Source organism: Streptomyces scabichelini (genome assembly GCF_011045015.1).
Classification (GTDB): Bacteria; Actinomycetota; Actinomycetes; order Streptomycetales; family Streptomycetaceae; genus Streptomyces; species Streptomyces scabichelini.
In genome coordinates this window covers 47,069-70,599 of the sequence record NZ_JAAKZY010000028.1, presented here as the reverse complement: position 1 = coordinate 70,599, position 23,531 = coordinate 47,069, and the positions used below count along the sequence as shown (strand labels likewise).

Here is a 23,531-nt window from a genome sequence, read left to right as displayed (position 1 = left end):
GCAGGTCGAGGCTGACGCGGTCGTGGGTGGAGTGCTGGGCGAGGTCGGCCGCCAGCCGGTGCAGCTCCAGCACCTCCACCTCGGCGCGCGCACCACCAGCCGCCAGTGACCGGCACACAGCCTCCGCGACCCAGTCCGCGAGCAAGCGGGTCGGGCGCCCGTAGCCGACGCCGGCGCACAGGACGGCCAGAGACACCGGGCTCCACGCGGCGGTGTTCATCCCGGCATCGTGTTCATGGCTTCCTCCCCGCGGCCGGGCTGTCGTGCCGTCACCGGGGAGGACCGCGGACGACGTTGCGCGAGGTAAGGGATGTTCATGGCCGGTCCTCGAGATCCGTGGGCGGCGGCGCCGTCCTTCTGCTCGCAACCCTGCGCCGCACCACTGCCCGATCTCCATGTTCTGCGGTGCTCAGCCGGGCCCAACACTGCCCACACCGTGCGCGCACGAGGTCACGACATCAGACCCGTGAGACCCTCGCGTCCGGCCCAATACACCCGGCCGGGATGGCATCGAACACGCGGAGAAGTTCGGTTCCAGCGCCGCCTGCGGTAACTGGAAGTCGGCACCCCACACTCTTCGAATTCGAAGCAGTAGACTTCGGTCATGCCTGATTCACCGCCGTCGCTCGACCCCGTGCAGCTCGGCACTTACTTCGACCTCATCGAGGTGACCAGCCTGCTCCGGCATGCCGTCGAGCAGCAGCTGCGCGAGGCCGGCGATCTCAGCTATGTGCAGTTCCAGCTGCTGGCCCGCCTCGGGGACTCGCCGACGGGCAGTCACCGCATGACCGACCTGGCCGACGGCGTCGTCTACAGCCGCAGCGGCCTGACATACCAGGTGGATCTGCTCGAGAAGAAGGGCCTGGTCATCCGCGCTCCCTCGCCGGACGACGAGCGGAGCATCACCGTCACCATCACCGATGCCGGGCGTGCGCTGCTTGCGAAGGTGCTGCCGGGTCACGTCGAGGTAGTCAGCGGCCTCCTGTTCGAGCCGCTTTCGCGCGACGACGTCAAGGCTCTCGCCGGCCTGCTGGCGCCGGTACGCGACCATATGCGCTCGACGCCGTCTCGCTCGGCCGCACCTCGCCGCCGCAAAGGCGGGACTGTGGCGTAGCACCCGGACGACGTCGAGTCGGTGCTGCATACATGCGAGCAGCACTCTCCGTCCCGGGTGCTGCCCCGCGCTCGGTGCTACTCACGTCGAAAGCGCTTCATCAATCGGATCTACGACGGCAAGATGGGCCTGACGAGAGGAGCCCGGATTGGGTGCGAGGGGCCTGGCGGGCCGGCTGGCCGCGGCACGAGCCGGTGCGCTGGTGGGCAGGGAGCCGGAGCGGGCGGTGCTCGACCGGATGCTCTCGGGCGCGGCGCAAGCGCCGTTTGTGGCGTACCTGCACGGCCCCGGTGGCATCGGCAAGTCCTCGCTGGTGCGCTACGCCACCCGGCAGGCCGAGCTCACCGGCCGCCGCGTGGTGCACGTGGACGCACGGTTCCTCGACGCCGATCCGCGCCGACTCGAGGAGGCCGCCGCCCCGGCGTGCACCGAACCCGGCACGGTGCTGCTCATCGACACCTTCGAGCAGTGCCAGCCCCTCGAGACGTGGCTGCGCGAAACCTTCCTGCTCCGGCTCGCCGACCACGCGATCGTGGTGGTGGCCAGCAGGGTCGCCCCCGACGCCGAATGGTCGCTGGACCCTGGATGGGCGCAGTTGTTCACCGCACTGGCCGTGCGGCCGCTCGACGCCGCCCAGTCCGACGCCCTGCTCGCCGCCCGGGGTGTCCCCGCAGAGCAGCGCGGCGCCTTCGTCGCCTTCGCCGGAGGCAGCCCGCTCGCCCTCTCGCTGGCCGCCTCCGTCCCGGCCGCACCCGGCGCACCGTGGGAGCCGACCGGCGACATCCTGACGACCCTGGTCGAGCGGCTGGTCGGCGACCTGCCCGGCGCCGTCCACCGACGCGCCCTCGAAGTCGTCGCGCAGGCCTACGTCACCCGCGAGCCCCTGCTCCGCAAAGTGCTGGGTGACCAGGACACCAACACGGTGTTCTCCTGGCTGCGCCAGCTTCCCTACCTCGAGGCCACACCCGAAGGGCTGCACCCGCACGACGCGGTGCGGGCGACCCTCGAGGCCGACCTGCGCTGGCGGGACCCCGAGCGCTACGACGACGTCCGCGCCCGCATCTCGCTCGCCGGCCTGCACGCCGTGCGCTCCGCCACCGCCGACGACGCGCTCTTACGAGTCGCGGAATGGATGTTCCTCTTCCGCGACCAGGGCGGCCCGGACAATCTGTATAACTACCGGATGCACCCCCACATCGAGGACACTCCGCTCCGGTCCGAAGACGTGCCCGGCGTGCTGCGCATGGCCGAGGAGGCCGAGGGCCCGGCATCGGCAGCCGCGGTCGCACACTGGCTGCGCCGCCAGCCGGAGGCCTTCCGCGTCCACCGCTACGCGGGCTCCTCCGCACCCGCGTCATTCATGGCCATCCTGCGGCTGGACGCACCGCTGCCCGAGGACCGCGCCGAAGACCCGGTAATCGCAGCAGTCTGGGACCTCGTGGAGGCGGCCGCTCCCCTGGGACCGGGCGAGCACCTGGGCATCCGCCGCTTCGCGGTACAACCCGGCGGGCACCAGCGGCCCCTCACCCCTGATGGAACTCACCAACCGGCGCACCATCGCCGAGGAGATGCGGACCCACAAACGCGCGGTGACCTTCACCGTCTTCGAAGACGCCGACCGGTGGGGACGCTACCTCGCCAAGGCCGGGATGCCGGAGGTCACGGCCGTGGACGTCGGCGGCCTGCGACAGCACGTCTTCGGCCGGGACTGGCGACGGCAACCAGTGGAACAGTGGGTGCAACACCGGGCTCGCACCGCGGTCACGCCCGTAGCGACATGGCCCACGACCGCCGCCACGAGGGGGCCGGGCGACCAGCTGCCGCCCGCCGCGTTCGAGGAAGGCGTGCTCGAAGCGCTGCGCACCTGGCACACCCCACGCGAATTCGCGACCAGCGTCCTGCTGCACTCCCATCTCGTGCCGTCGGGCTCACCCGACCCGGTCGCGGACCTGCGCGGCGCCATCACCACCGCCCTCGACGCGATACAGACCGACCCCGCGGGCATCAAGGCGCACGAGGTTCTCTCCGCCACCTACATCACGGCCTTGTGCACCCACAAGGCCACCGCCCGGCGACTGGGGGTGCCCTACGGCACCTACCGGCGCCACCTCACCCTGGCCAAGGAACGCCTCATCGAACAACTGCTGCGACAACCAACCACAACAATCACCCCGACCCCGTCACACTCGTCCCCGGAGGAGTGAGGCCACCGCGGTACCGCGGGGCAACGTCCTCCGATAGAAGCGCGTACTGCCACTCGTTGTCGTTCAATGGCCACGACAAGAAACTCCTTCATCCCTACCCTCATCTGCCTCCCTCGAGGCGTTGGTCCGCGAACCCGGCGTGCTGGCCGGGGCAGTTGCGCTCGAACATGACCACTCTGCGGGCGGTTTCACCCGGGCCCATGACGCCTGAAGGTCTCGGCGCAGGGCCACGGCGACAGCGCCGGTACCCGCGCCGGCCGAGGGCCCTGCTGCCGGACCGGAACCCAAGACACCAGAGGTTCCCGTGGGCAGTGCTGAGCACGATTGAGCAACACCGGGGGCTAGCGACCGGGCCAGCGGGGCGGCGCAGGGTCTCCAAGCAGGAGGACGGCGCCGCTGTCCGCGACGAGGCCCGGTGCGGCCGCGAGGCCGGCGATGGAGTTGACGTTGACGATCGCGCCGCCGCCGGCCTGGCGCATCGAGGGGGCGGCGCGCCGGAGACGCCCTCCTCGCGGAGCAGGATGCGGATGATCCGCAGCAACCCGACAGGGCGAACGTTGCCTGATGCGGCACTGGACACCCTGGCAGGACTTCTCACCGGTCCTGGGAGAGTTTGTACAGCTCAGCGAAGATTCCGCCCGCATCCAGGAGCGCTTCGAACGTATCGGACTCGGCGATGCGGCCCTGATCGAGAACAACAATGAGGTCGGCGATGCGGGCGTTCTCCAGGTTGTGCGTCACGAACACCGCGGCCTTGCCGGCGGCGAGTTCTTTGAAGCGGCGGATCACAAGGTGCTCGGCGCGCGGGTCCATCGCGGACGTCGGCTCATCCAGCATCAGCATGGCGGCATCCCTGTAGAAAGCCCTGGCTACGGCGATCCGCTGCCACTGTCCGCCGGACAGATCGGTGCCACCCCAATTTGGAGCTGGCGATCAGGGTGTTCAGTCCGTACGGGACCTTGGCGATGACGCTGTCCGCGCCGGCGGCCTTCGCCGCGTCCAGCAGGAGGGCGTCGTCCTCGGTGCGGGGCTGGCCGAGGTGAATGTTGGCGCGCAGGTCCATCGGCCAGCGGGTGTAGTCCTGCGGGACCAGTCCGACCCGGGACCACATGCTGTGCGGGTCCGCCTCGGCGAGGTCGATGCCGTCCCAGGTCACGGTGCCGCCGCCGTTCGCGATGCGCAGTCCGGTGAGCAGGGCGGACAGGGTGGTCTTTCCCGAGCCGTTCTCGCCGACCAGCGCGATCAGTTCGCCGCGTCGCAGAGTCAGGCTGACCCCGTCGACCGCCGGAGTGTCGGCGCCGGGGTAGGTGTAGGTGACGTTCTCTGCGCGGATCTCGACGGGGGCGCCGCCCGGGATCGCCTTGGTGCCGCGGACCGCGCGCAGGGCCTTCGCGCGGCGCAGGAACGCCTGCCAGTCATCCAGGTACAGCGAAGTGCGGAACAGCCTCGCTGCGGCCAGGACCAGGGAGGTCAGGGCGCCGGTTGAGGTGCGCACCGCGATGACCGCGGTGGCGGCGATGGCCAGGTCCATCCGCCCGGTGGCCGCCAGCCACCCGAGCGCGGCCCAGGTCGCACCGAGCATCAGCCCGCTGACGGCGGAGCCGAGCAGGGTGACGCGCAGGACGCGGGGAGCCGCCGTACGGTGGGTGGCCTTGATCCGGTCGGTGATCTGCCGGTACCAGGCGCTCAGGAAACCGGCCATGGTGGTGGCGCGAACCTCGGCGGCGGTGCGGCGGTCGGTGGAGTAGTACCGCAGCAGGTAGCGCAGGTGGTTGTCCGAGATGTTCTGGTAGTCGGCGCGGTGCTGGATGCGGGCCGTGGTGATGGCGGCGGCGCCCTTGGGCACAACGGCAAGTACGAGCAGAGGCAGAAGCAAGGGGTGCAGGACCGTCAAAACGGAGGCTGCGGCGATGAGCTGGGCGAGGGCGGAGACGAGGGCCTGGGCGTCGCCGATCAGGTTCTCGGTCGCTTCGGCGCCCTTGCCCGCGGCCTGGAGCCGGTAGGTGAAGCCGGGCCGGTCGTACGCCTCCAACTCCACTTCCGGGGCGGCGGCCAGGATCTGGAGGTCGGCCTCGGTGGCGACCTCCGGCGACAGCCGGGTGGAGGCATACACGGCGAGGGCGTCCGCCCCGGCCCGTACCCCGCTCGCGACGGCGACCACGATCAGTGCGGGGGTGGCCGCGCTCACCCGTCGGCGACCTGGCCTGCGGCGAGGAGGTGGTTCATCGCACCGGGCAGCGCGCCGAGCGCGACCGCGGAGGAGACGGCGACGACCAGCTGGCACAGGCCGAGCCACAGCATGGCGGGCCGGTCGGCGGCGGCGAGCGTGCGCGGGAGCCGGGCGGCCATCCGCCACCAGGAGGCGTTGGCGATGTCCTCGAAGTGCGGGTCGCTTTGGTAGCCGACCTGCTGCGGGGAGCCGGTGGGTTTCGGGGCGGGTGAGGACGGCGTCACCCGCCCCATCCTGGTGCGTACGCAGGGCGCCCGGAGTCTTTTGAGCCGATGTCGCCCGGGTGGTGGACGGGGTGTCTACAGGGCCCGCAGGGCCAGTTCGACGGCGGTGATCAGGAAGAGGCCGGTGCGGTACGGCGCCGCCTCGTCGGATCCGAGGGCCGCGCGTTCGATGGTCTCGGCGAGCACGGCCGCGTCGAGACAGCCCTGCTCGACCAGGTGCAGGTCCTTGCCCCAGCTTCGGAGCAGGCTGCTGCTGTACTCGTACACCGCGCGGTTCATGAGGTGACCGAAGTTCTCCCGCAGCGGCGGGTGTACAACCTCGTCCGGCAGCCCGCGGGCGGCGAACCGCATCGTCAGCAGCCGTTTGTCGCGCTTCCACTCCAGCGGGAGGCGCTGGCCGAAGCGCACCAGTTCCGGATCGGTGAACGGAGCGAGGGTCCACAGGCCTCGGCGCGCGAGGAGTGGGGTGGCGACTTCCAGGGCGACCAGGGCGGTCTCCGGTGCCACGGTGGCCGGGGCGATCCCGGTGTTCACTTCTGGGACGTCAGTCCCCAAGGAGGTCGAGCACGGCCCGCTGATAGACGGCGTACACCGTGGGAAGTTCGGCGAGGTGGGCGCGTTCGTCGATGCCGTGCAGCCCCTCGTACGGCACCCCGAAACCGGCCGTGGCCGGGATGCCCTCCCCGGCCAGCAGGTTGCCGATGTTCGACGGCCCCGCAGTCTTCGCCTTGACCACGAGCCCCGTCTTAGCGGCGGCGCCCAGCAAAGCGGCGGCCGGCTGCTCGTCCTCGGCCAGGCGGAAGGGCGGCCATGCGACCACCGGGGCCATCTCCGTGGGCGCCGGGGCGGGCAGTTCCGCGTCGAGCTCGGCGACGGCCTTGCGGATGAGGGTCTCGGCGTCATGGGCGTCGAAGGCCGGGGTGATGCGGACGTCAACGTTGAGATCGCACCGGTCCGGGGTGACGGAGAAGCCCTGGCCGCCGTGGAAGGAGGTCACCGACAGCTTCGGCGGCAGCGGGAATCCCTCCCCGCCGTCGACGCCGGGCAGGTCGGCCGCGTCGAGGAGACGCACGAGGCGGGCGGCCCGAGAGATCGCGCCGACCACGGATTTGCTGGATCCGGAGTGCCCGGAGGGGCCGTGCACGGCGATGGTGGCCCGCCACAGGCCACGGCCGCCAACCACAACCTCGTCCAGCCCCGGGTAGCCGATCATCACCCCGGCCGGGCGCGCCGCGACCTCATCGGCGAGGTAGGCGCGGGCGCCGCCGAAGCCTCCCGTGTGCTCATCCACGTCCAGGAGCACGGCGAGCCCTCCGTGCAACTCAGCGGCGCGGGGCAGCAGGTCGGCGGCGATATGGCAGAACACCGCTGCGGCGAGCTTGGAGTCCGCCGCACCCCGGCCCAGCAGCCATCCGCCGACGATGTCACCGCTGTCCGGCGAGAACGACCAGGCGGTCTCGTCCCCGTACGGGGCGGTGTCCACACACGCGTCCAAGGTCCACCACTTCCCCGGCCGACCGCCGGGGATCTCCACCAGCAGCCCCACCAGTTCGCCCGCATCGTCGTGCAGGCGCCGGTGCGGCAGGTCGCGGGCCACGAGCCAGTCCTCCAACACCGCAAGGACAGGCCCATAGTCGTCGATCCCGCCCCGGCTGGGCCGACGGATCAGCTCCTGGGCGAGCTCGACCACGGACGCCGTACGCGCCTGGGTGCCCTGCTGAAGGTTCTCGCTCACGTCTCTCCCCACCATGGTCAGTTGTGCCGTACGGGCAGCGCGCGGACGACTTCCATCGTCTCCACCGGACGCGCGGACGCGCACGCCTCCCGGCCATGGTGGACCAGCCCGACGGCCGCCTCACGACTGAGCACAACGCCGCAGTCGAACCCCTCGGCCCCGTGGAAGCTGGGCAGCGGCACGACGGCCTGTACCTCGGAGGCGACGAAGAAGCGTTCCAACGCCTCAGTCGGCTCGACGAGCCCGATGTGGAGCGTCTTCACGCCGTTGCGGCGCGCGGACGGATCACTTAACTCCAGCAGCCGCACCAGGTGGTCGGCGAGCACCCGGTGCCGCGGAGGCCCGTACAGCACCCGGTAATGGACCAGGTCGGGGTGCTGGGCCACAGCCGTCTCGATCGCCGCCAGATACGCCTTCTCCCTGCTCCGGGACCCGGTGACGACCAGCTGCTCACGCGCCCCGGCTGCCACGTCGACCATCGCCTCGACAAGGTCCGTCCAGCGGGTGAGCACCTTGACGACCACCGCGGTGCCGGAGGTCTCCAGCACACTGGCTGGTGGGCGAACAGCACCTCCGGGCGTTCGCGGTACAGCTCACACAGCCCCGCCCGGTTCCGCTTGCCCGTACGGCGCCGACCCGACTCCCACGCGCTCACCAAGCTCGCGTCCGCCGCCCCACCGGTGATCGTGTTCAGGGCGTCGGCCGCCTCCTCCAGCGTCATGTTCCGCGCTGCGCGGGCCCGCCTGAGCGCCGAGTCAGTACTGCTGACCACGGACACCCCCTCTCCGCATCCACCGGCCTGTGTCCCCAAGCGTTCCCCGCCGGGAGGCCATTCAGAGACCCGGGGTGCCTGGCGCCTCCAACGGACCCAGTCGTACGACTCCTCGCCCACCACCGTTGACGTACGGTCAGCCGACTCGGTCTCCCTACCAGCTTGCCGTGGACGCGGGGCACCCGTCCCACCTGCGGGTGTGGCCGGAGGGAGGGGCGGACGGGCTCGCGTAGCCGTACGCGCTGAAAGTCTCGCCCATGCACGCCTCGTCTTAGCCATGCAACTCCGACTGACCTGCGATTCCTCTGGAATCGGCGGCGCTGGCATGCCGGGGTCTATCGGTGCAAGCCCTGGCGGAGGAGGGCGGAGAGCCTAGGACGCGACCTCCTTCGGCACCCGCTCGCGGTGGTGCTTGAGCTGACTGCGGGCCGCCATGCGCTCGGCCAGCTCAATCTCGGACCAGAATGGATGGCAGACGATCACAGTCACAAGTTCGGTCTGCCTCGCCCGCAGCCGGGCGATGGCTCCTGGTCTGCGGGGTCCCAGCCTGGGGACTCGGGGCGTGATGCCGGGCGCCACGCGTTCTCGTGGGTCGACCAGGCGGGCATCGGTTCGACGGACCAGGGCTGCTGCTTCAACAGCGTCTGCAGTTCTCTTCGTACCTCGTCGAGCTCGTCCTGGACCTCGATGAGCATCTTGGGGAAGTCGTACGTCTTCTCTTTCTGCGCCACCCCAAAGGTACTGCCGTTCGAATCTCGCCACACGGTGCCGCGATGGCCACCGGTGCCCAGCAGGCCAGGACGGGATTCTGCACGGCCGTGGCAGCCGGGAGTGCTGGGGTCTCGGCCACCACGGCGCAGGTGGTCTCAGTCAACGTGCGGGGACAGGGTGATGACGGCTTCGGAGCCGACGGTCTGCCTCGTGAGGGTGTACTCCTGGTCGTCGTCCTCGTCGTCCTCGTCGCCGGGCGTGTAGGCGCCGGTCAGGGAGCCGAACAGGACCGGGTCAGCTGAGTCTGAACAGCACTTGCAGAGCCCGCTCCGCGGCGGGCTGCAGGGTGTGCGGGTCTAGGCGCAGGCAGGCCTCGTGCAGGTCAGTCAGCTCGCGTACCTCGAAGCCGTGCCGGAAGGTGCTGTCCGAGTAGGGGTGCACGGAGAGATATCCGCGCAGCGTCTGGGGGAGGACCTGAACGCTTACGTTGGGCAGGGACGCCAGCCTCGTGATCTCCTCGTACTGCTCCCGCATCCTTGCTCATTTTCAGGATGACGCCCCCTCACCGAACTGGGCCACCACAACGGAAGTGATCACGCCCACTGATCATCACCAGTCTCCGTAGTCCGGGGCCCCGGCGCGTGTACGGGACGCTCAGGAAGTCCGCACCGCGGCACTCTCGCGCAGCAGGCCCGCGAAGGTCTGGGCGGCGGGCGTGAGGGCGTGGTCGGCCATGCGGACGAGCAGGATGCGGCGGACCGGGGCGGGCGGCTGCAGGGGCAGGACGCTGACGCCGGGGCGGATGCCCTCCAGAGCCAGGGCAGGGGCCAGCGCGACCCCGATGCCGGCCGCGACCATGGCCTGGGCCTCCTGGTAGTCGTGGGCCTCGTAGGCGATCTGCGGCTCGAAGCCGACGGTACGGCAACTGCGTTCGAGTGCCTCGGCCACCGGGTGGTTATCGGCGCGGGTGATCCACGGGTCGTCCGCGAGGTCGGCGAGGGTGGCCGAGGATCGGCCCGCGAGGGGGTGGCTGTCGCCGACGAGGAGCGCCGGGGGGTCGTCGGCGAGCGGGGCGACGACCGAGTCCTCCCGCTCGATGCGGCACCAGTCGTAGTCCCACATCAGGGACATTTCGATTTCCCGGTTCTCCAGCATCGACCAGAGGCCGGCGATACGGGCACTGCGCACCGTCAGCCGTACGCCGGGATGTGCCTCACGGAAGGCGATCACCGCTCGGGGCAGCAGGGAAGCTCCGACGGTGGGGAACGTGCCGACACGCAGCGTGCCCGTGCGCAGTCCCGCGAAGTCGGCGAGTTCGTTGTCCGCGGCTTTCAGCTCGCGCTCGATCCGCTCTCCGCGCCCGGCCAGCGCGCGCCCCGCGTCGGTGAGGGTGACGCCCCGCGCATGGCGCTCGAGCAGCGGTTGTCCAGCCTCTGACTCCAGGCGGCTGACCTGCTGCGATACCGCTGACGGAGTGTAGTTCAGGGCGCGTGCGGTCGCAGTGACGGAGCCGCGGCGGGCAACCTCCGTGAAGAGCAGGATGCGCCGTACGTCGAGCACCATGCCACCTCCAGCATTCACTTCAGCTTAATACCCATGCATATTTTCGAGATTGTACTTCACGCTGCTGTCACTCACTGTGGATCGCACCCCGGACGGAAGTGCCGTCGGGGTTTCCACAAGGAGTCTGTTGTGTTGCGTCTGCAGGGCGAGATGATCCGCGGCGGGACCAGCAAGTGCTGGGTCTTCGACCACCAGGACGTGGTGGCGACCGGCGTGGACGTCGAAACCCTCCTGCTCGCGGCCTTCAACGCCGCCGACCCCCGCCAGATCGACGGCGTGGGCGGCGCCTCCTCCACCACCTCCAAGGCCGCCGTCGTCCAGGCGTCGAGCGAGCAGGGCGTCGACGTCGAGTACGCCTTCGCACAGGTCGGCATCGGCGACGCGCGGGTCGAGTGGGCCAGCAACTGCGGCAACTGCGCCACCGCCGTCGTCCTCTACGCCGTCCATCACGGCCTCGTACCGATCACGTCGGAGTCCACCACCGTCCGGATGCTCAACGTCAACACCGGGGGCCGCCTCACCGGCACGATCCCCACGCCCGGCCGCGCCGCTCCCGACGAGGGCACGGCCAGGGTGCCGGGTACCGACGCACCTGGTGTGCCGGTGCTGCTCGGGTTCCAGGACCCGGCGGGTTCCACCACCGGCCGGGCGCTGCCCACGGGGCATGTCGTGGACACCCTGACCGGGCCCGGCGGACCCGTGGAGGTGTCCTGCGTCGACGCCGGGGCTCCCGCCGCGCTCTTCGAAGGCAAGGCGTTCGGCCTCGACGGCGGTGCGACCCTCGACGAATTCACCGCTGTGGTGCCCGCCCTCACCGTGTTGCGCCGGCAGGCGGCCCTCGCCATGGGCCTGGTCGACGAGAACGACCCGATCAGCCACGCGGTGCCGAAGGTCGGCGCGCTGGCCCGACCTGCCTCATACCGGACCACTCACGGCGTTCTGGTCGCTCAGGCCGAGTACGACCTGGCCGTGCGCATGGTCTCCATGCACGCCCCGCACCCGGCGATCGGCCTCACCTCGGCCGTCGCCCTGGCCACCGCCGCCGCCATCCCCGGCACACTGGCCCACCGCGTCGCCCGGCCCACCGCCGACGGCACGCTGCGCCTGGGCACCCCCGCCGGCGTGATCACCGCCGAGACCGTCCCCGCACCGGACAGCGCGTCCCCCACGGTGCTGCTGCACCGCGCCGCCCGCCGCATCGCCCGAGCCGAACTCCTCGTTCCCGTCCTGGAAGGACGCCCCGCATGAGCCGCAAAGACGCTGCCCAGGGCACCGTTGCCACACCACCGGGCCGCATCCGGCGGATGCTGTCCCACCTCTACATCCAGTGCCTGATCGGCGTCCTCGCGGGCGCCGCCGTGGGCTGGCTGTGGCCGGCCTTCGGCGCCGAGCTGCAGCCCCTGGGCGACGGCTTCATCGCTCTGGTGAAGATGACCATCGCACCGCTCATCTTCTGCACGGTGGTCCACGGCATCTCCTCCCTGGAGAGCATGAAGGCCGTCGGCCGGGTCGGGCTGAAGGCGCTGGTCTACTTCGAGATCCTGACCACGATCGCTCTGGTCATCGGCCTGGTCGTCGTCAACGTCGTCAAGCCGGGCGACGGGCTGCACGTCGACCCGAGCACGCTGAGCACGTCGGGGCTGCCCGAGGAGGCCACGGCTCAGCATGAGGGCTTCGCCGACTTCATGCTCTCGATCATCCCGCAGACCCTCATCAGCGCGATGACCGGCGAGGAGATCCTGCCCGTACTCATGGTCTCGATCATCTTCGGCTTCGGCATCCAGGCCGCCGGTGAGGCCGGAACGGGCATCAAGCGCGGGGTGGAGAGCCTCTCCAAGGTGATGTTCATCGTCATCCGCTGGGTCATGCGGCTCGCGCCCGTCGGCGCCTTCGGCTCGATGGCGTTCACCATCGGCAACTATGGCCTTGACACCCTGCGTCACCTCTTCCTGCTGGTCGGCTCCTTCTGGCTCACGGCCCTCTTTTTCGTCCTGGTCGTCCTCGGCTCGGTCATGCGCCTCAACGGGCTGCGCCTGCTGCCGTACATCCGCTACATCAAGGACGAACTGCTCATCGTCCTCGGCACCTCGTCCAGCGAACCGGTCCTGCCGCGGCTGATCGGCAAGCTGGGGCACCTCGGCGCCTCGAAGCCGGTCGTCGGCCTGACGGTCCCCGCCGGCTACTCCTTCAACCTCGAAGGCACCGCGATCTACCTCACCACAGGCGCTGTCTTCCTGGCTCAGGCGATGGACATCGACCTCAGCCTCGGCCAGCAGCTGACCATGCTCGCCGTCATGCTGCTCACCTCCAAGGGCGCCGCCGGCGTCACCGGCTCCGGATTCGTCGCCCTGGCCGCGAGCCTCAGCGCGATCCCGCACGTGCCGGTCGCCGCGCTGGCGCTGATCTTCGGCATCGACCGCTTCATGTCCGAGGCCCGCGCCCTGACCAGTACCGTCGGGTACGGCGTCGCCACCATCGCCGTGGCCCGCTGGGAGGGCCAGCTCGACGAGGACCGCGCCAAGGCCGTCCTGCGCGGGGAGATCCCCTACACCCCCGCCGAGGCCGACGCCCCGAAGACGGCGCCGGAACCGGCCCCCGCCCCGGTGCCTGCCATCGGCTGACGCGCACTGCACAACCCCTGGGACGGCTGGTCCGGAGCTCCGACTCCGGACCGGCCTCCTCGCATGAGCAGGAGAGCCCATGGCAGGACGCGCGGAACACTGGGCGTCCTCCTGGTCGGCAGCGGAAACGCCGGCTTCTGCGCCGCGCAGTCCGCCCGCCGGCCGCTCCCGGCACGCCTCCGCCCGCTCCCCGGAGCGATACGCCCGCCCCGGAGTCGACTCGGTCGCCCGACACGTCGCGGAGCGCGACCCCGCCACACATCGCCGGACGTGACACCCCTCGTTTGCGGCTGGTGACAGTGTTCTTACCGGCACGTCGGCCGTGAGTTCAGCGTGACTGAGGTGCTTTCACTGGGAACCCACGGCGTTTCCGGCAGGCAGGCGTGAAAGTGCGGCGGGTCCGTTGCCGCTGAATCGGCAGGTCCTTCACCACTGGGCTCACTCGGTGCGCTGTCCGACACGGAGGACGCTCAGGTAACGGCGTGATGCTCGATCGCCCATCCGCGTGCGGATGCGCTCGGCTACGGCGTCGAGCAGGGGCTCTCGGACGTCGCGGTCGAGCCTCCGGTACAGCGACAACGAGCGAAGGTGATCGGCAAAGCCGTCCCCGTTGAACCACTGAACGGTCGGATACCAGCGCACGATCGTTGGGCCGAACAGTCCTCCGGGGTCTTCGACCAGGCCCCAGCCCTCGTCGGTGTTGCGCACGTCGGCCTCCAGGGGAGGATGACCCCATTCGGGGTTCCCGGGGCAGAACTGCTCGAGGAGATCGGCGGTCTCGGCGTACACCTCCGGCTCTCCCGGCAGGCGGACAACGACGTGGCCGAGCAGCGCCATCCAGCCTCCGGGATGGAGCACGTCGTGCGCTCGCTGCCAGCCGATCGACGGGTCGACCCAGTGCCACGACTGCGCGGCCACGAGAGCATCGAAGCGTCGGCCACGGTCGTCCCACTCCTCGAACGTCGACGTCTCGACTTCGACGTTGCGGAAGGAGGCGATCCGTTGGCGAGCGAGTGCGGCCATGTCTGCGCCCGGCTCGATGGCGGTCACTGAGCATCCGAGCGCTGCCAGCGAGCGCGTCGCCTGACCGGTACCGCAGCCCACCTCCAGCACCGACGACCTTTCGTCCATGCCGGTGACGGTGACAAGGTCCGCGAACAGCTCGTCGGGGTATCCCGGCCTGACCCGGTCGTAGAGCTCCGGCACCTCGTTGAACACCCGACCGAGGTCATGTCGATTCGGGCGCGTCTTCGGATCATCTGTCACGAGCGCACAAGCTATGAGGCTCGTCCACGGGGACGCCACTGGTTTAACGGCAGCTCCTCGACAGCAGCCGTGCCGGTCTTTTCTGCCTGCTCCGCCAGCATCGTTCGGTCGGGGATCCCTTTACGGGCAGCCGTCAAGAGCGCCCGCTCTCCCTTCCGACCGCATCTCGGCGGACTCCCGTCCGGTCGTCGAGCAGGTCCTGGGCGATGGTCGCGTAGCGGCTCGCGGCGGTGTGGGACAGGTTGAAGACCAGGGCGAGGTGCAACGGGTCGGCGCCGACGGTCAGTGCTTCGTGCAGGACCCGGTCGCCGCGGATGCGTTCGAGGTAGACGCCCTGGTGCAGCAGGTGCCGCTTGAGGTATTCGGCACTGACAGGCTCGGTTCCCAGGGCGGTCTTCGCGTTGATCAATACGTGCCGGTTGGGAGTCTTCGGCCAGGTGTTGCGACGCTGGGCGAGCCAGGCCAGCAGGGTCTGATGAGACAGTTCGCCAAGCCGTTGGGCGTGTCCGGCGATGGTGATCCGGCGGTTGGGCAGGTCGAGGTCGTCCAAGGTGAGGCGTCGGATGGCCGCAGCGCGGGCGGCGTGGACGGCGGCCAGGGCGACGATCAGCTGTTGCGCCGGGGTGGCGGCGATCCGCTGGACGGCGAGGACCTCGGCGTCGGTCATCGGCAGCAGGTTGCGCTGGATGTCCTCGGCCTTCAGGCGGGTGGTGGGGTTGGCGAAGATCAGGCCGCGTTTCTTGGCGAAGCGAAACAGCGAGCGTAGTGCGGCGATCGCGTTGCGCCGCTGCCATCCGCGCAGGGGTGACAGCACGGCCGTGACGTCGGTGACGGTGATCTCGCGCAGGTGCCCACGGGTCGCCGCCCAGTTCTCCAGCAGGGGGCGAACGCAGCCGAAGTAGACGTAGAGGCAGGTGCGGGACCGGGGCTTGGCACGGCTGTCGCCGTCGAGCAGGACCAGCAGCCAGGCGCGGACGTCGCTGGCGAAGCCGGCGGGCAGTTCGGCGGTGCGGTCGTCGATCCAGGAGCGGATCGCCAAGGTGCTGTCATCTTCCAGAAGTTCCAGGTCGGTGAGGACCTCGGCGACCCGATGGCTGGAAGCGTGTCGCGGTATTCGCGCACGGACTTCGGTGAGCTTCACGGGCTTGCCAGGCGGGCGGTCCTCCAGCACCGCCGTCAGGCCATCCATCGCGCACCGCACGAGTGACGGCGACCATCCGTTGGTCTCGCCGAGCTGCTTGGCGTGGGCCGCGGCCGACCGCAGCGCGGGGTTGTCCGAGGTCAGGGCGGGGTGCTGCCAGCGCGGCGGCGGTGGGACGCTCGCCTTGCGCCGGTAGTAGGAGCCCAGAGCTCGGCATGTGTGGTCGCAGTAGGCCCGGTCTCGCCGCGATCCTTCGGGCAGCGGCTTGCCGCAGTGCACGCAGGTCATCGCGGTGGCAGAGACCTGCCGGTGCGAGGACGCGGGGCGACGGTGCGCGGCTGGCCCACCGCGGTGGCCTGTGAGTCGATCGCCGGCATCGGCTCCGGCACCTTCTCCGTCTCGGGCTAGAGCAGTTCCTCGACGCCGCAGCCGAGCACGGCGCAGATGACGTCCAGCTCGTCGAGCTTGACGGTGTTCGGCTGGCCGGACCACAGGCCCGACATCTTCCCCGCGCTGATCACCACGCCGCGTTCGGCGAGCATCCGCTGGAGTTCGCTGGCCTTCCAGATGCCGCGGTTGGCGGCCGCCAGGCGAAGGTTCCACTTCACTGGGCCAGTCCTTTCCATCGGTCGGTGGCGCGCTGTTGTCCGGCGACCCAGGCGTCTTCGACATGGGTGCCGTGGACGTGGATATACCGGGCCGTGGTTCCGGTCCAGGTATGTCCGAGTAGTTCCTGGATGGCGAACAAGGTCATGCCGGCGAGATAAAGCTGGGAGGCACAAAAATGCCGCAGCACGTGCGGGGTGAGCCTCCCGGCCCAGGTGGGCAGGTGCTGAGCCGCGGCATCGGCCAGCGACCGGCGGAAGACATCGGCGGTCGCCCGCGAGCAGGAGCCGTCCCGGTTCTTGCGCTCGGAGGGGAACAGCGGGGCACCGGGCCTGGTGTGGTCGGCGTCGAAGTGGCCCCACACGTCCTCAATGAACCAGCGCAGGTTGCGGTCGGCGCCGTTGATCAGCGGCACCAGCCGCGGCTTCGGCCCACGCCTCCGGGATCCCTTGCCGTGCCTGACATTGAGTTTGCCGAACCGGCCCAGCTCCCACCGGACATCGTCCAGGTCGAGCATCCGTGCCTCGTTGATCCGCAGCCCCACGTCGGCCGCCAGCCGGGCCACCGCGTAGTTGCGGGCGGCCGGGCCGAACTTGCGGCAGGTCACCAGCTCCTCGCGCCACCCCGCGAACAGCTCCTCGATCTCTGCTTCGCTGGGCGGGATCCGCAGCTGCGGTTCCAACGAGGCCCGCGGCCGGTTCATCTCGTCCAGCGGGCACTCGACCACACGGCCGGTGAGGTTGTGCAACTCGACCTTGTGCCGCAGCTCAAGGAATTGGAAGAACACCGCCAGCGCACTCGCCCGGCCGGTCCGGGTCGACGGTTTGGCGCCGCGCAGCACCTTGCCGAAATAGACGTCGGCGTCGGCCGGCTCCATCTCCCACAGCGGACGGCCGAACCAGTCCCGGATCAGCTCCAGATGGTTGGTGTCGTTGCGGATCGTGCTGTCGACCAGACCGGCCGAGGCCCGCGCGAGTAGGAACCCCGCCAGCACGTCGGTCTCGAACTCGGCGAGCTCCTCCTCGCTCACCGGCGCCCGGTACTCACGCAGATCGCGCACTACGGCCAGAGCCAACCCACGCCTCCACGACTTCACCCAGACTGAAGGAATCCCGACAGGGATGAGAGTTGCGCACTACGGATGAGGTTGGGTCAGAACGGCCGGCAGTCACCCGGACGAGGTAACAGGCCCAGGTCCAGGCACTCTCAGTCGTGCCAGGGAACTGCGGACGAACACGGAACCCGGGGACTATTGCTCACCCGAGTAGGCCTGCGCCAGCCGTCGAAAGGCCGGATCGCCTCGCTCGAGCATCTCCATGGGCAGGTCGTTGAAGGTGTCCATCACGTGCGTACAGGCCCACAGGGCCAGAGCGGCCACCTGGCCCGGGTCCTGGCCCAGTTGCTCCAGCAGGTCCTCGCGGCAGTGGTCGCAGCCGTCCCGAGCCGCCCCGTACAACCGGGCCACCGCGGTGCTGTCCACGTCCAGGGAGCGGCCCTGACCGTTCAGCCAGGCCGAGTCGTAGGGCGCCGGGCCACCCAGCTCGGCAGCGATATCACGCTCATGGCGATGGTCAACAACGTTCACGGCTCGCTCGCTCCCGTCGGACAAGGCACGCGTATACCGATCTGAGAGGGCGGTATGAGAGAGCTTAGGCGCTTCGTCGTCACCTGAACGTGTACCAGTGCGGCATCCCGTCCGGCCGGCGGCCATGGGCGTGCTGGGCTGGTCGTCGTGAGCGAGCGCAAGCCCTACAAGTCGGACCTGACCGATGAGCAGTGGGCGCTGGTGGAGCCGGTGATCACCGCGTGGAAGGCCGCGCACCCCTCGGTCAGCGGCCACCAGGGCCGGTACGCAATGCGGGAGATCGTCAACGCGCTGCTCTACCAGGGCCGCACCGGCTGCCAGTGGGACCTGCTCCCGCACGACTTCCCGCCGCCCGGCGCGGTGAAGTACTACTGCTACACCTGGCGTGACGACGGCACCGACCAGAGCATCCACGATCTGCTGCGCTGGCAGGTGCGGGAGAAGGCGCGCCGAAAGGCGGACCCGAGCCTGGTGGTGCTCGACACCCAGAGTGTGCACGCGGCGGCCGGGGTTCCCGCGCAGTCGACGGGGCGTGATGCGGCAAAAAAGGTACCGGGCCGCAAGCGCGGCCTGGCCGTTGACGTGCTGGGGCTGGTGATCGCGGTGGTCGTGGTGGCTGCCTCGGCGCACGAGAACGCCGTCGGCATCACGCTGCTGGACAAGGTCGCCGCCGACACCGACACCGTTCAGAAGGCTCTGATCGACCAGGGCTTCAAGAACGCCGTCGTCGCGCACGGGGAGAAGGCCGGCATCGAGGTGGAGGTCGTGGAGCGCAACCCCGCGCAGACCGGCTTCGTTCCCCAGGCCAAGCGGTGGATCGTGGAGCGCGCCTACGGGATCTTGATGTTGCACCGCAGGCTGGCACGCGACTACGAACACCAGCCCCGCACCTCCGAGTCGCGGGTGTACTGGGCGATGACCGCGGTGATACTGCGCCGGCTGACCGGAGCGACCGCGCCGTCCTGGCACACCGTATGAGGGGCGATCAGCTCACCCTCGGCGCGGTGCTGGCGCGGCTGGAGGAGCAGGAACGGGATATCACCGGGCAGGTCGACGCGGCCAAGGAGCGGATCGCGGAGCTTTCCGCGCAGCTGGAGGGGTTCCACCGGCCGCCGAAGAGATGCTGAATCGCGCCCTCCTTCGTCCTGGGCGCGGGCTGGTCGCCGGTCGGCTCGGCCGGCGGCTTCTCGGTCCGAGCGGACACGGACGGCGCGGCCGACGGCTCTTCGCCCCGCGTGGACGCGGACGGCTACGAAGGCTTCGCGTCCGTGTCCTCCTTCGCCCTGTCCGGACCGCACGCGCACGCCACCAGCGCCACACAGGCCGATACCGCCACGCTCACCATCGTCCGCGCTCTCACTCGGTCCCCTCACCATCAGCCGACAACACGTCAAGAGGTCACGCAGGATCCGGGGGGAACGGTTCCCGATCCGGTCCAGGCGGGACGCCGGCCGGTTCACGAACAACCCGCCGCAGAGCCACACCCCCCGCGAACGAGTCCCAAGGGCTCAACGAACCTCCATCGCCCCACGTCACCCTCGTGGTGCGCGTCGTCGTAGGCCGAGGACGACAGGAAACCGGGTGACTACGTGGTCGCGCCCGGCATCCGGAGGTGTCGGTGTGCTCGCTCACCGCGAACGCTCGCTCGCCTCATCACTGTGCGGTGAGCTTGGCGCGCAACCCCAGGAGCAGCAGTTCCAGTGTGGTCTCGAAGCTGCCGTCCATGGGCCGGTCCCTGCCGGAGTCCCAGCGGACCAGGAACGCGTTGTTCTCCAGCAGACTGAGATTGCGGGTCAGGGCCGGGAAAGTGTTCGGGTTCACCGTCCGTAGCTGGGCCGCGTATTCCTTCTGCCAGCCCTCCTCCACGTCCGCCGGCACGCTGGAGAGCTCAAGGGTCACCCAGCCGAGCACGAATCCGACCACCGCGTTGTACACCTCGACCAAGTCCCGCCCCGAGAAGCCGGCTCGCTCCAGCACACCCACCACGCGCTCCGCGAACGGGACCGCGGTGGTGCTCACCACCAACTGGGAGCCCAGGATCGGGGCGAGGTTGGGGTGCCGGTGCATCGCCTGGCGACACAGCCGGGCGACCTCGGTCAGCCACTCGTCCCAGGCCATGCCGTGGTCGGCGGGGAGCACGATGTCCTCCAGCACCCGTGCCGAGACGGCCGCCACGAGCTGTGCCTTGGTCCCGGTGTGCCAGTACAGCGCCGTGGGGTAGACCCCCATTTCCGTGGCGAGCGCCCGCATGGTGAGCGCGTCCAGGCCGTGCAGGTCCACATAGCGAAGAGCCGCGTCGATCACCTCCGCACGCGACAGCGGATTGCGGGCCGCCCGCCTGCCCCCGCGCCGGCCGCTGCTCTCGCCCATCGGTTGTCCCTCTCTCCACGGTTGCTGCGAACGGAGATACGTTAGCCCGCGGGCTCAGGTCAGGAGCACAGCAGGCGGGCCGGGTTCGCCGTCGTGATGTGTTCGAACTCGCCCGCGTCGAGTCCGGCCGCCAGCAACTGCTCGCGAAATCGGGTGTGGACGAACCCGTACCCGCCCCCACCGTGGGCGCGGAGCTGCGAGATCAGACATACGTCGTGGGAGAGCAGGATGTTGTCGATGTACCCGGCCCGCACGAGATCCAGCACCATCCGTACCCGGCGGTCCACCTCGCCGGCATGGTCGGTGTTGATCGTGTCGACGCCGACGTACGCGCCACGGCGGGCGATCTGTTCGGCGTAGCCGGGGGCGGTCACCGTGTCGCAGTGGCCGATGGCGACGCGCGCCGGGTCGGCTCCCTCGGAGGTGAGCAGGTCCAACTGCGGCAGGCCGACCGGCCAACGGGCCGCATGTGTGTGAACGGCCGCTCCGCTCGCTCGCTGCGCGCGGGCGGCCGCGCGCAGCGAGCGCTCCTCGGCCGCGGAGATGTACCACTTGTCGCAGCCCACCTCACCGATAATCCCGGCGCGGACTCCTCCGGTGCCGGGGAAACCCTCGGTGAGATCGCGGACGATCTCCTCGGCGATGGCGTCGGCTCCGTGACGGTCGAACCAGTCCCGGTCCAGGAACGGGTCGCGGTAGTGCCCTGTGCCGAGCACCACATGCAGTCCGGTGGCTTCGGCGACCCTTTGTACGGCGAGGACGTTGGCCGGGTCCCGGCTGGCACCGGGCGGGGGCGGAGAAGCCCCGGCGTCCGGGGCCGCGCCGGGGGTCAGCTCGGCGGTGGTCAGGTCGACGACGGTGCCGCCGCCCAGGGCGGTGAAGACGTTCAGCTCCTCGGTGACGGTGGCCTCGTCGGCGATGAGCCCATCGGCGCGCCGCTCCCGCATCAGGTTGATGAACAGGTGCTCGTGGGGCAGAACCGTACCCAGCTCCTGGCGGGCCACCAGGCCGCGAGCGGTGGACACCGTGCTGGTCATGCGGTCCTTCCGGGGAGGGTGAGGAGGCGGGCAGGGGTGGTCCGGGTGATCCGGGCGATGTCCTCGGGGCCGATGCCGCGCGCCGACATCAACGGCAGTACGCGGCGCAGGATATGGGCGTACCCCTCGCCGCCGTAGCAGGTCAGCTGCGTGCGGCGGCAGACGTCCTCGGCGATGGTGATGCGGTCGCCGTGCCCGGCCGCGATGAGCGCGGCGATGTGGCGGACCCGCATTCCGTCGTTCGGTAGATCGACCGTGGGATCGGGCGGGTAGTAGCTGGACTCGGTGCCGAAGAGGTCGAATTCGAGTACGCAGCCGGTGTCGGCGAGCGCGAGCATCTCGTCGGGTTCGAAGAGTGTGCGGTCCACATGGCACAGGACGGTTCGCGTGGGGTCGGCGCCCGCGTCGACGGCTTGGCGCAGGTGCAGCAGTGGGGCCTCGGGGTGCCGTCCGGGGTGGATCAGGAGGGCGGCGCCGGTCGCCGCCTGCGCCTGGGCGGCCGCTTGGAGGACCTTCACCTCGTCCGGGTGCGCGGGCCACGACATGCCGATCTCACCGATGACACCGGCGCGGATGCCGGTGTCATCGGCGCCCTCCTCGATGTCGCCGGTGATCTGCCGGGTGATGGCATCGCGGGAGAGGGCGGCGACCTGGGGCGGGTGGAACGCGGCAACGTAGTAGCCGCTGCCCATCACCACGTGGACACCGGAGCGGCGGGAGATCTCGCGCAGCCCGGCCGGGTCGCGGCCCAGGCCCACCGGAGTGGCGTCCACCACGGTGCCGCCGCCGGCCTCGCGGTAGAGGGCCAGTTCGTCGACGGCGGTGTCCACCTCGTCCAGCACCATGTCCCGCCGGTTGTTCCGGTCCACTCGCACGGCGAAGTAGTTGGCGGGGGTGAGGGGCTCGTCGACGGCGTCGTCCGGTGCGTAACGGCTGAGATCGGCGAGCAGGTGTTCGTGCGGCTGGACGTGCCCGAGCCGGTCGGGAGCGACCGGCCCGAGCACGGTGTGGACGACGCCGCTCATGCGCCCAGTTCGGTCTTGTGGGTCTCCCGGGTCAGCAGGACGGCCAGCGCGGTCACGGCGCAGGTGCCCGCCATGAACCAGGACACGTACACGGCGTTGGGCGCTCCGCCGCCCGCGGCCAGCAGGCTGGTCGCGGCGATCGGAGCCAGCGCACCGCCCGCCACGGAGGCGATCTGGTAGCCCAACGAGGCCCCGGTATAGCGCGTTCCGGTACCGAACAGCTCGGCCAGGAAGGCGCCCATCGGCCCGTACATCAGGGAGTGCAGGCCCAGCGCGAGCGCGTAGCCCAGGAGGAACAGCGGGGTGGAGTCCGCGTTCACCAGCGGGAAGAGCAGGAAGGAGTTGAGGCCGAGCAGCACCGCGCCGGCGAAGTAGACCGGGCGGCGGCCCACCCGGTCGGACAGCGCGGCGGCCAGCGGCAGACAGACCAGGGAGACCGCCGAGGCGACCATGAGGCCGTCCAGGGCGGTGGAACGGCTGTGCCCGACCTGGGTGGCGTACGAGATCACAAAGGTGATCAGCACCGAGTTGGCCGCGAACGGGCCGAACCCGATGAGCGACGCCAGCAGCAGATCCTTGGGCTGCGTGCGCAGCAGTTCGACGATCGGCGGGCGGGTCCGCTCGCCCCGTTCACGCTTCGCGGCCAGCTCCGACTGCGCGGCCTCGAAGGCGGGGGTCTCGGACACTCCGAGGCGGATGTACAGACCCACGGTGGCCAGGACGACGGTCATCAGGAACGGCACTCGCCAGCCCCAGGACATGAAGGCCGATTCGGGCAGCCTGTTGGCCAGCGAGAAGACGAAGGTCGACAGCAGCAGGCCGGTGGGCGCTCCCATCTGCGCCACGCTGCTCCACAGTCCGCGCCGTCCCTTTCCGGAATGCTCGACGGTCATCAGTACCGCGCCGCCCCACTCGCCGCCGACGGCGACTCCCTGCACGAGGCGCAGCAGCACCAACAGGGCCGGGGCCCAGATGCCGATGGTGTTGTGCGTGGGCAGCAGCCCGATGAGGGTGCTTGCCACGCCCATCAGCAGGATGCTCGTCACCAGCATGCTCTTGCGGCCGAGGCGGTCGCCGAAGTGTCCGAAGAGGATGCCGCCGAGAGGGCGGGCTCCGTAGCCGACGGCCAGTGTCCCGAACGAGGCGAGAGTGCCGGCAGCCGAGCTGAGTTCGGGGAAGAAGAGCTTGTTGAACACGAGCGCGGAGGCCGTGCCGTAGAGCAGGAAGTCGTACCACTCCATGACGCTGCCGAGGTACGCCGAGACCAGCACCCGGCGGGAGCCGGTGGGCGGGAGCTCGTTCTCGGGAGGCACGGGAGAGGTTCTTT

The 23,531-nt window shown here is 70.1% G+C and carries 26 protein-coding genes and 2 pseudogenes; 7 read left to right on the top strand and 21 right to left on the bottom strand.

From position 1 onward, the window contains the following. A pseudogene (locus tag G5C60_RS11930) lies at window positions 1-220 on the bottom strand (oxidoreductase); the annotation flags it as partial. Between the two features lie 384 nt (window positions 221-604). Between G5C60_RS11930 and G5C60_RS11925 the strand changes: the two are divergent. Beyond that, window positions 605-1,114: a MarR family winged helix-turn-helix transcriptional regulator gene (locus G5C60_RS11925; protein ID WP_165257925.1), complete on the top strand. Its 510-nt coding sequence runs from the start codon at window positions 605-607 to the stop codon at window positions 1,112-1,114. Window positions 1,115-1,214: 100 nt separating this feature from the next. On the opposite strand, the gene G5C60_RS51055 is transcribed toward G5C60_RS11925, so the two are convergent. Further along, the gene (locus tag G5C60_RS51055) at window positions 1,215-2,195 is read right to left on the bottom strand and encodes a hypothetical protein (RefSeq protein WP_206439387.1); all 981 of its coding nucleotides are present in this window, start codon (window positions 2,193-2,195) and stop codon (window positions 1,215-1,217) included. A gap of 451 nt (window positions 2,196-2,646) precedes the next feature. Here G5C60_RS51055 and G5C60_RS51050 point away from each other — a divergent pair, with 451 nt between their 5' ends. After that, window positions 2,647-3,318: a hypothetical protein gene (locus tag G5C60_RS51050; protein WP_206439386.1), complete on the top strand. Its 672-nt coding sequence runs from the start codon at window positions 2,647-2,649 to the stop codon at window positions 3,316-3,318. 341 nt (window positions 3,319-3,659) lie between these two features. Here G5C60_RS51050 and G5C60_RS11915 read toward each other — a convergent pair whose 3' ends face one another. The 8 genes from G5C60_RS11915 to G5C60_RS11890 form a co-directional block, all read right to left on the bottom strand. After that, a complete protein-coding gene (locus G5C60_RS11915) occupies window positions 3,660-3,797 on the bottom strand; it encodes a hypothetical protein (RefSeq protein ID WP_165257910.1) in 138 nt (45 codons plus the stop codon). A 115-nt stretch (window positions 3,798-3,912) separates the two neighbouring features. Then, window positions 3,913-4,197 (bottom strand): hypothetical protein, encoded by a 285-nt coding sequence (locus G5C60_RS51865; RefSeq protein ID WP_338145788.1) that lies wholly within the window; start codon window positions 4,195-4,197, stop codon window positions 3,913-3,915. After that, a complete protein-coding gene (locus G5C60_RS53635) occupies window positions 4,145-5,506 on the bottom strand; it encodes an ATP-binding cassette domain-containing protein (RefSeq protein ID WP_338145787.1) in 1,362 nt (453 codons plus the stop codon). The genes G5C60_RS51865 and G5C60_RS53635 overlap by 53 nt, the downstream gene beginning before the upstream one ends. Continuing rightward, on the bottom strand, window positions 5,503-5,772 hold the full coding sequence (locus G5C60_RS51855; RefSeq protein ID WP_241266706.1) for a hypothetical protein: 270 nt from the start codon (window positions 5,770-5,772) through the stop codon (window positions 5,503-5,505). The genes G5C60_RS53635 and G5C60_RS51855 overlap by 4 nt, the downstream gene beginning before the upstream one ends. 75 nt (window positions 5,773-5,847) lie before the next feature. Continuing rightward, entirely contained in the window at window positions 5,848-6,306 is a 459-nt protein-coding gene (locus G5C60_RS11905; RefSeq protein ID WP_165257907.1) for an asparagine synthase-related protein, read from the bottom strand. Between the two features lie 10 nt (window positions 6,307-6,316). Further along, window positions 6,317-7,507 carry a M20/M25/M40 family metallo-hydrolase gene (locus tag G5C60_RS11900; protein WP_165257904.1) on the bottom strand — a complete coding sequence of 397 codons (1,191 nt, stop codon included), beginning with the start codon at window positions 7,505-7,507 and terminating at the stop codon, window positions 6,317-6,319. Between the two features lie 17 nt (window positions 7,508-7,524). After that, a complete protein-coding gene (locus tag G5C60_RS11895) occupies window positions 7,525-8,055 on the bottom strand; it encodes a hypothetical protein (RefSeq protein WP_241266704.1) in 531 nt (176 codons plus the stop codon). Between the two features lie 709 nt (window positions 8,056-8,764). After that, window positions 8,765-9,010, bottom strand: a complete 246-nt coding sequence (locus G5C60_RS11890; RefSeq protein ID WP_241266703.1) for a hypothetical protein — start codon at window positions 9,008-9,010, stop codon at window positions 8,765-8,767. Window positions 9,011-9,052: 42 nt separating this feature from the next. On the opposite strand from G5C60_RS11890, the gene G5C60_RS11885 reads away from it, so the two are divergent. Further along, a complete protein-coding gene (locus G5C60_RS11885; RefSeq protein ID WP_165257901.1) occupies window positions 9,053-9,292 on the top strand; it encodes a hypothetical protein in 240 nt (79 codons plus the stop codon). Here the strand turns inward: G5C60_RS11885 and G5C60_RS51850 are convergent. Both G5C60_RS51850 and G5C60_RS11875 read right to left on the bottom strand, forming a co-directional pair. Further along, window positions 9,285-9,524, bottom strand: coding sequence for a Scr1 family TA system antitoxin-like transcriptional regulator (locus G5C60_RS51850; RefSeq protein WP_241266702.1), 240 nt, complete (start codon window positions 9,522-9,524; stop codon window positions 9,285-9,287). The two genes, G5C60_RS11885 and G5C60_RS51850, sit on opposite strands and share 8 nt — an antisense overlap. A gap of 120 nt (window positions 9,525-9,644) precedes the next feature. Continuing rightward, window positions 9,645-10,550, bottom strand: a complete 906-nt coding sequence (locus G5C60_RS11875; protein ID WP_165257962.1) for a LysR substrate-binding domain-containing protein — start codon at window positions 10,548-10,550, stop codon at window positions 9,645-9,647. Window positions 10,551-10,682: 132 nt separating this feature from the next. Here G5C60_RS11875 and G5C60_RS11870 point away from each other — a divergent pair, with 132 nt between their 5' ends. Then, the gene (locus G5C60_RS11870) at window positions 10,683-11,801 is read left to right on the top strand and encodes a PrpF domain-containing protein (protein WP_165257898.1); all 1,119 of its coding nucleotides are present in this window, start codon (window positions 10,683-10,685) and stop codon (window positions 11,799-11,801) included. Next, on the top strand, window positions 11,798-13,174 hold the full coding sequence (gene dctA, locus G5C60_RS11865; RefSeq protein ID WP_165257895.1) for a C4-dicarboxylate transporter DctA: 1,377 nt from the start codon (window positions 11,798-11,800) through the stop codon (window positions 13,172-13,174). The genes G5C60_RS11870 and dctA overlap by 4 nt, the downstream gene beginning before the upstream one ends. 438 nt (window positions 13,175-13,612) lie before the next feature. Here the strand turns inward: dctA and G5C60_RS11860 are convergent, their stop codons facing one another. The 5 genes and pseudogenes from G5C60_RS11860 to G5C60_RS11840 form a co-directional block, all read right to left on the bottom strand. Then, the gene (locus G5C60_RS11860; protein WP_338145786.1) at window positions 13,613-14,392 is read right to left on the bottom strand and encodes a class I SAM-dependent methyltransferase; all 780 of its coding nucleotides are present in this window, start codon (window positions 14,390-14,392) and stop codon (window positions 13,613-13,615) included. A 181-nt stretch (window positions 14,393-14,573) separates the two neighbouring features. Then, window positions 14,574-15,869, bottom strand: a complete 1,296-nt coding sequence (locus G5C60_RS11855) for a site-specific integrase (RefSeq protein WP_206439383.1) — start codon at window positions 15,867-15,869, stop codon at window positions 14,574-14,576. Beyond that, a pseudogene (locus tag G5C60_RS54060) lies at window positions 15,866-16,189 on the bottom strand (helix-turn-helix domain-containing protein). Before G5C60_RS54060 ends, G5C60_RS11855 begins: the two are co-directional and overlap by 4 nt. Beyond that, window positions 16,186-17,262 carry a tyrosine-type recombinase/integrase gene (locus tag G5C60_RS11845; RefSeq protein WP_165257886.1) on the bottom strand — a complete coding sequence of 359 codons (1,077 nt, stop codon included), beginning with the start codon at window positions 17,260-17,262 and terminating at the stop codon, window positions 16,186-16,188. Before G5C60_RS11845 ends, G5C60_RS54060 begins: the two are co-directional and overlap by 4 nt. Window positions 17,263-17,436: 174 nt before the next feature. Next, window positions 17,437-17,772, bottom strand: coding sequence for an Erv1/Alr family FAD-linked sulfhydryl oxidase (locus G5C60_RS11840; RefSeq protein WP_241266701.1), 336 nt, complete (start codon window positions 17,770-17,772; stop codon window positions 17,437-17,439). A 147-nt stretch (window positions 17,773-17,919) separates the two neighbouring features. Between G5C60_RS11840 and G5C60_RS11835 the strand changes: the two genes are divergently transcribed. Continuing rightward, window positions 17,920-18,750 carry an IS5 family transposase gene (locus tag G5C60_RS11835; RefSeq protein WP_165257884.1) on the top strand — a complete coding sequence of 277 codons (831 nt, stop codon included), beginning with the start codon at window positions 17,920-17,922 and terminating at the stop codon, window positions 18,748-18,750. Continuing rightward, window positions 18,747-18,899 carry a hypothetical protein gene (locus G5C60_RS11830; protein WP_165257881.1) on the top strand — a complete coding sequence of 51 codons (153 nt, stop codon included), beginning with the start codon at window positions 18,747-18,749 and terminating at the stop codon, window positions 18,897-18,899. Before G5C60_RS11835 ends, G5C60_RS11830 begins: the two co-directional genes overlap by 4 nt. Window positions 18,900-19,425: 526 nt before the next feature. On the opposite strand, the gene G5C60_RS11825 is transcribed toward G5C60_RS11830, so the two are convergent. The 4 genes from G5C60_RS11825 to G5C60_RS11810 are packed head-to-tail and all read right to left on the bottom strand — an operon-like array spanning window position 19,426 to window position 23,517. Then, window positions 19,426-20,142: a TetR/AcrR family transcriptional regulator C-terminal domain-containing protein gene (locus G5C60_RS11825; protein ID WP_165257879.1), complete on the bottom strand. Its 717-nt coding sequence runs from the start codon at window positions 20,140-20,142 to the stop codon at window positions 19,426-19,428. Window positions 20,143-20,201: 59 nt separating this feature from the next. Continuing rightward, window positions 20,202-21,179 (bottom strand): phosphotriesterase family protein, encoded by a 978-nt coding sequence (locus G5C60_RS11820; protein ID WP_165257876.1) that lies wholly within the window; start codon window positions 21,177-21,179, stop codon window positions 20,202-20,204. Continuing rightward, entirely contained in the window at window positions 21,176-22,204 is a 1,029-nt protein-coding gene (locus tag G5C60_RS11815) for a phosphotriesterase family protein (protein WP_165257871.1), read from the bottom strand. The genes G5C60_RS11820 and G5C60_RS11815 overlap by 4 nt, the downstream gene beginning before the upstream one ends. After that, window positions 22,201-23,517 (bottom strand): MFS transporter, encoded by a 1,317-nt coding sequence (locus G5C60_RS11810; protein ID WP_338145785.1) that lies wholly within the window; start codon window positions 23,515-23,517, stop codon window positions 22,201-22,203. The genes G5C60_RS11815 and G5C60_RS11810 overlap by 4 nt, the downstream gene beginning before the upstream one ends. Between the last annotated feature and the right edge of the window lie 14 nt (window positions 23,518-23,531).

What these genes read in the sequence shown, in the direction of transcription:
- G5C60_RS11925 (WP_165257925.1), top strand. Translation starts at nt 605, where the DNA reads ATGCCTGATTCACCGCCGTCGCTCGACCCCGTGCAGCTCGGCACTTAC.
- G5C60_RS51050 (WP_206439386.1), top strand. Translation starts at nt 2,647, where the DNA reads ATGGAACTCACCAACCGGCGCACCATCGCCGAGGAGATGCGGACCCAC.
- G5C60_RS11915 (WP_165257910.1), bottom strand. Translation starts at nt 3,797, where the DNA reads ATGCGCCAGGCCGGCGGCGGCGCGATCGTCAACGTCAACTCCATCGCC.
- G5C60_RS11885 (WP_165257901.1), top strand. Translation starts at nt 9,053, where the DNA reads ATGGCCACCGGTGCCCAGCAGGCCAGGACGGGATTCTGCACGGCCGTG.
- G5C60_RS51850 (WP_241266702.1), bottom strand. Translation starts at nt 9,524, where the DNA reads ATGCGGGAGCAGTACGAGGAGATCACGAGGCTGGCGTCCCTGCCCAAC.
- dctA (WP_165257895.1), top strand. Translation starts at nt 11,798, where the DNA reads ATGAGCCGCAAAGACGCTGCCCAGGGCACCGTTGCCACACCACCGGGC.
- G5C60_RS11855 (WP_206439383.1), bottom strand. Translation starts at nt 15,869, where the DNA reads ATGACCTGCGTGCACTGCGGCAAGCCGCTGCCCGAAGGATCGCGGCGA.
- G5C60_RS11830 (WP_165257881.1), top strand. Translation starts at nt 18,747, where the DNA reads ATGAGGGGCGATCAGCTCACCCTCGGCGCGGTGCTGGCGCGGCTGGAG.
- G5C60_RS11825 (WP_165257879.1), bottom strand. Translation starts at nt 20,142, where the DNA reads ATGGGCGAGAGCAGCGGCCGGCGCGGGGGCAGGCGGGCGGCCCGCAAT.
- G5C60_RS11820 (WP_165257876.1), bottom strand. Translation starts at nt 21,179, where the DNA reads ATGACCAGCACGGTGTCCACCGCTCGCGGCCTGGTGGCCCGCCAGGAG.
- G5C60_RS11815 (WP_165257871.1), bottom strand. Translation starts at nt 22,204, where the DNA reads ATGAGCGGCGTCGTCCACACCGTGCTCGGGCCGGTCGCTCCCGACCGG.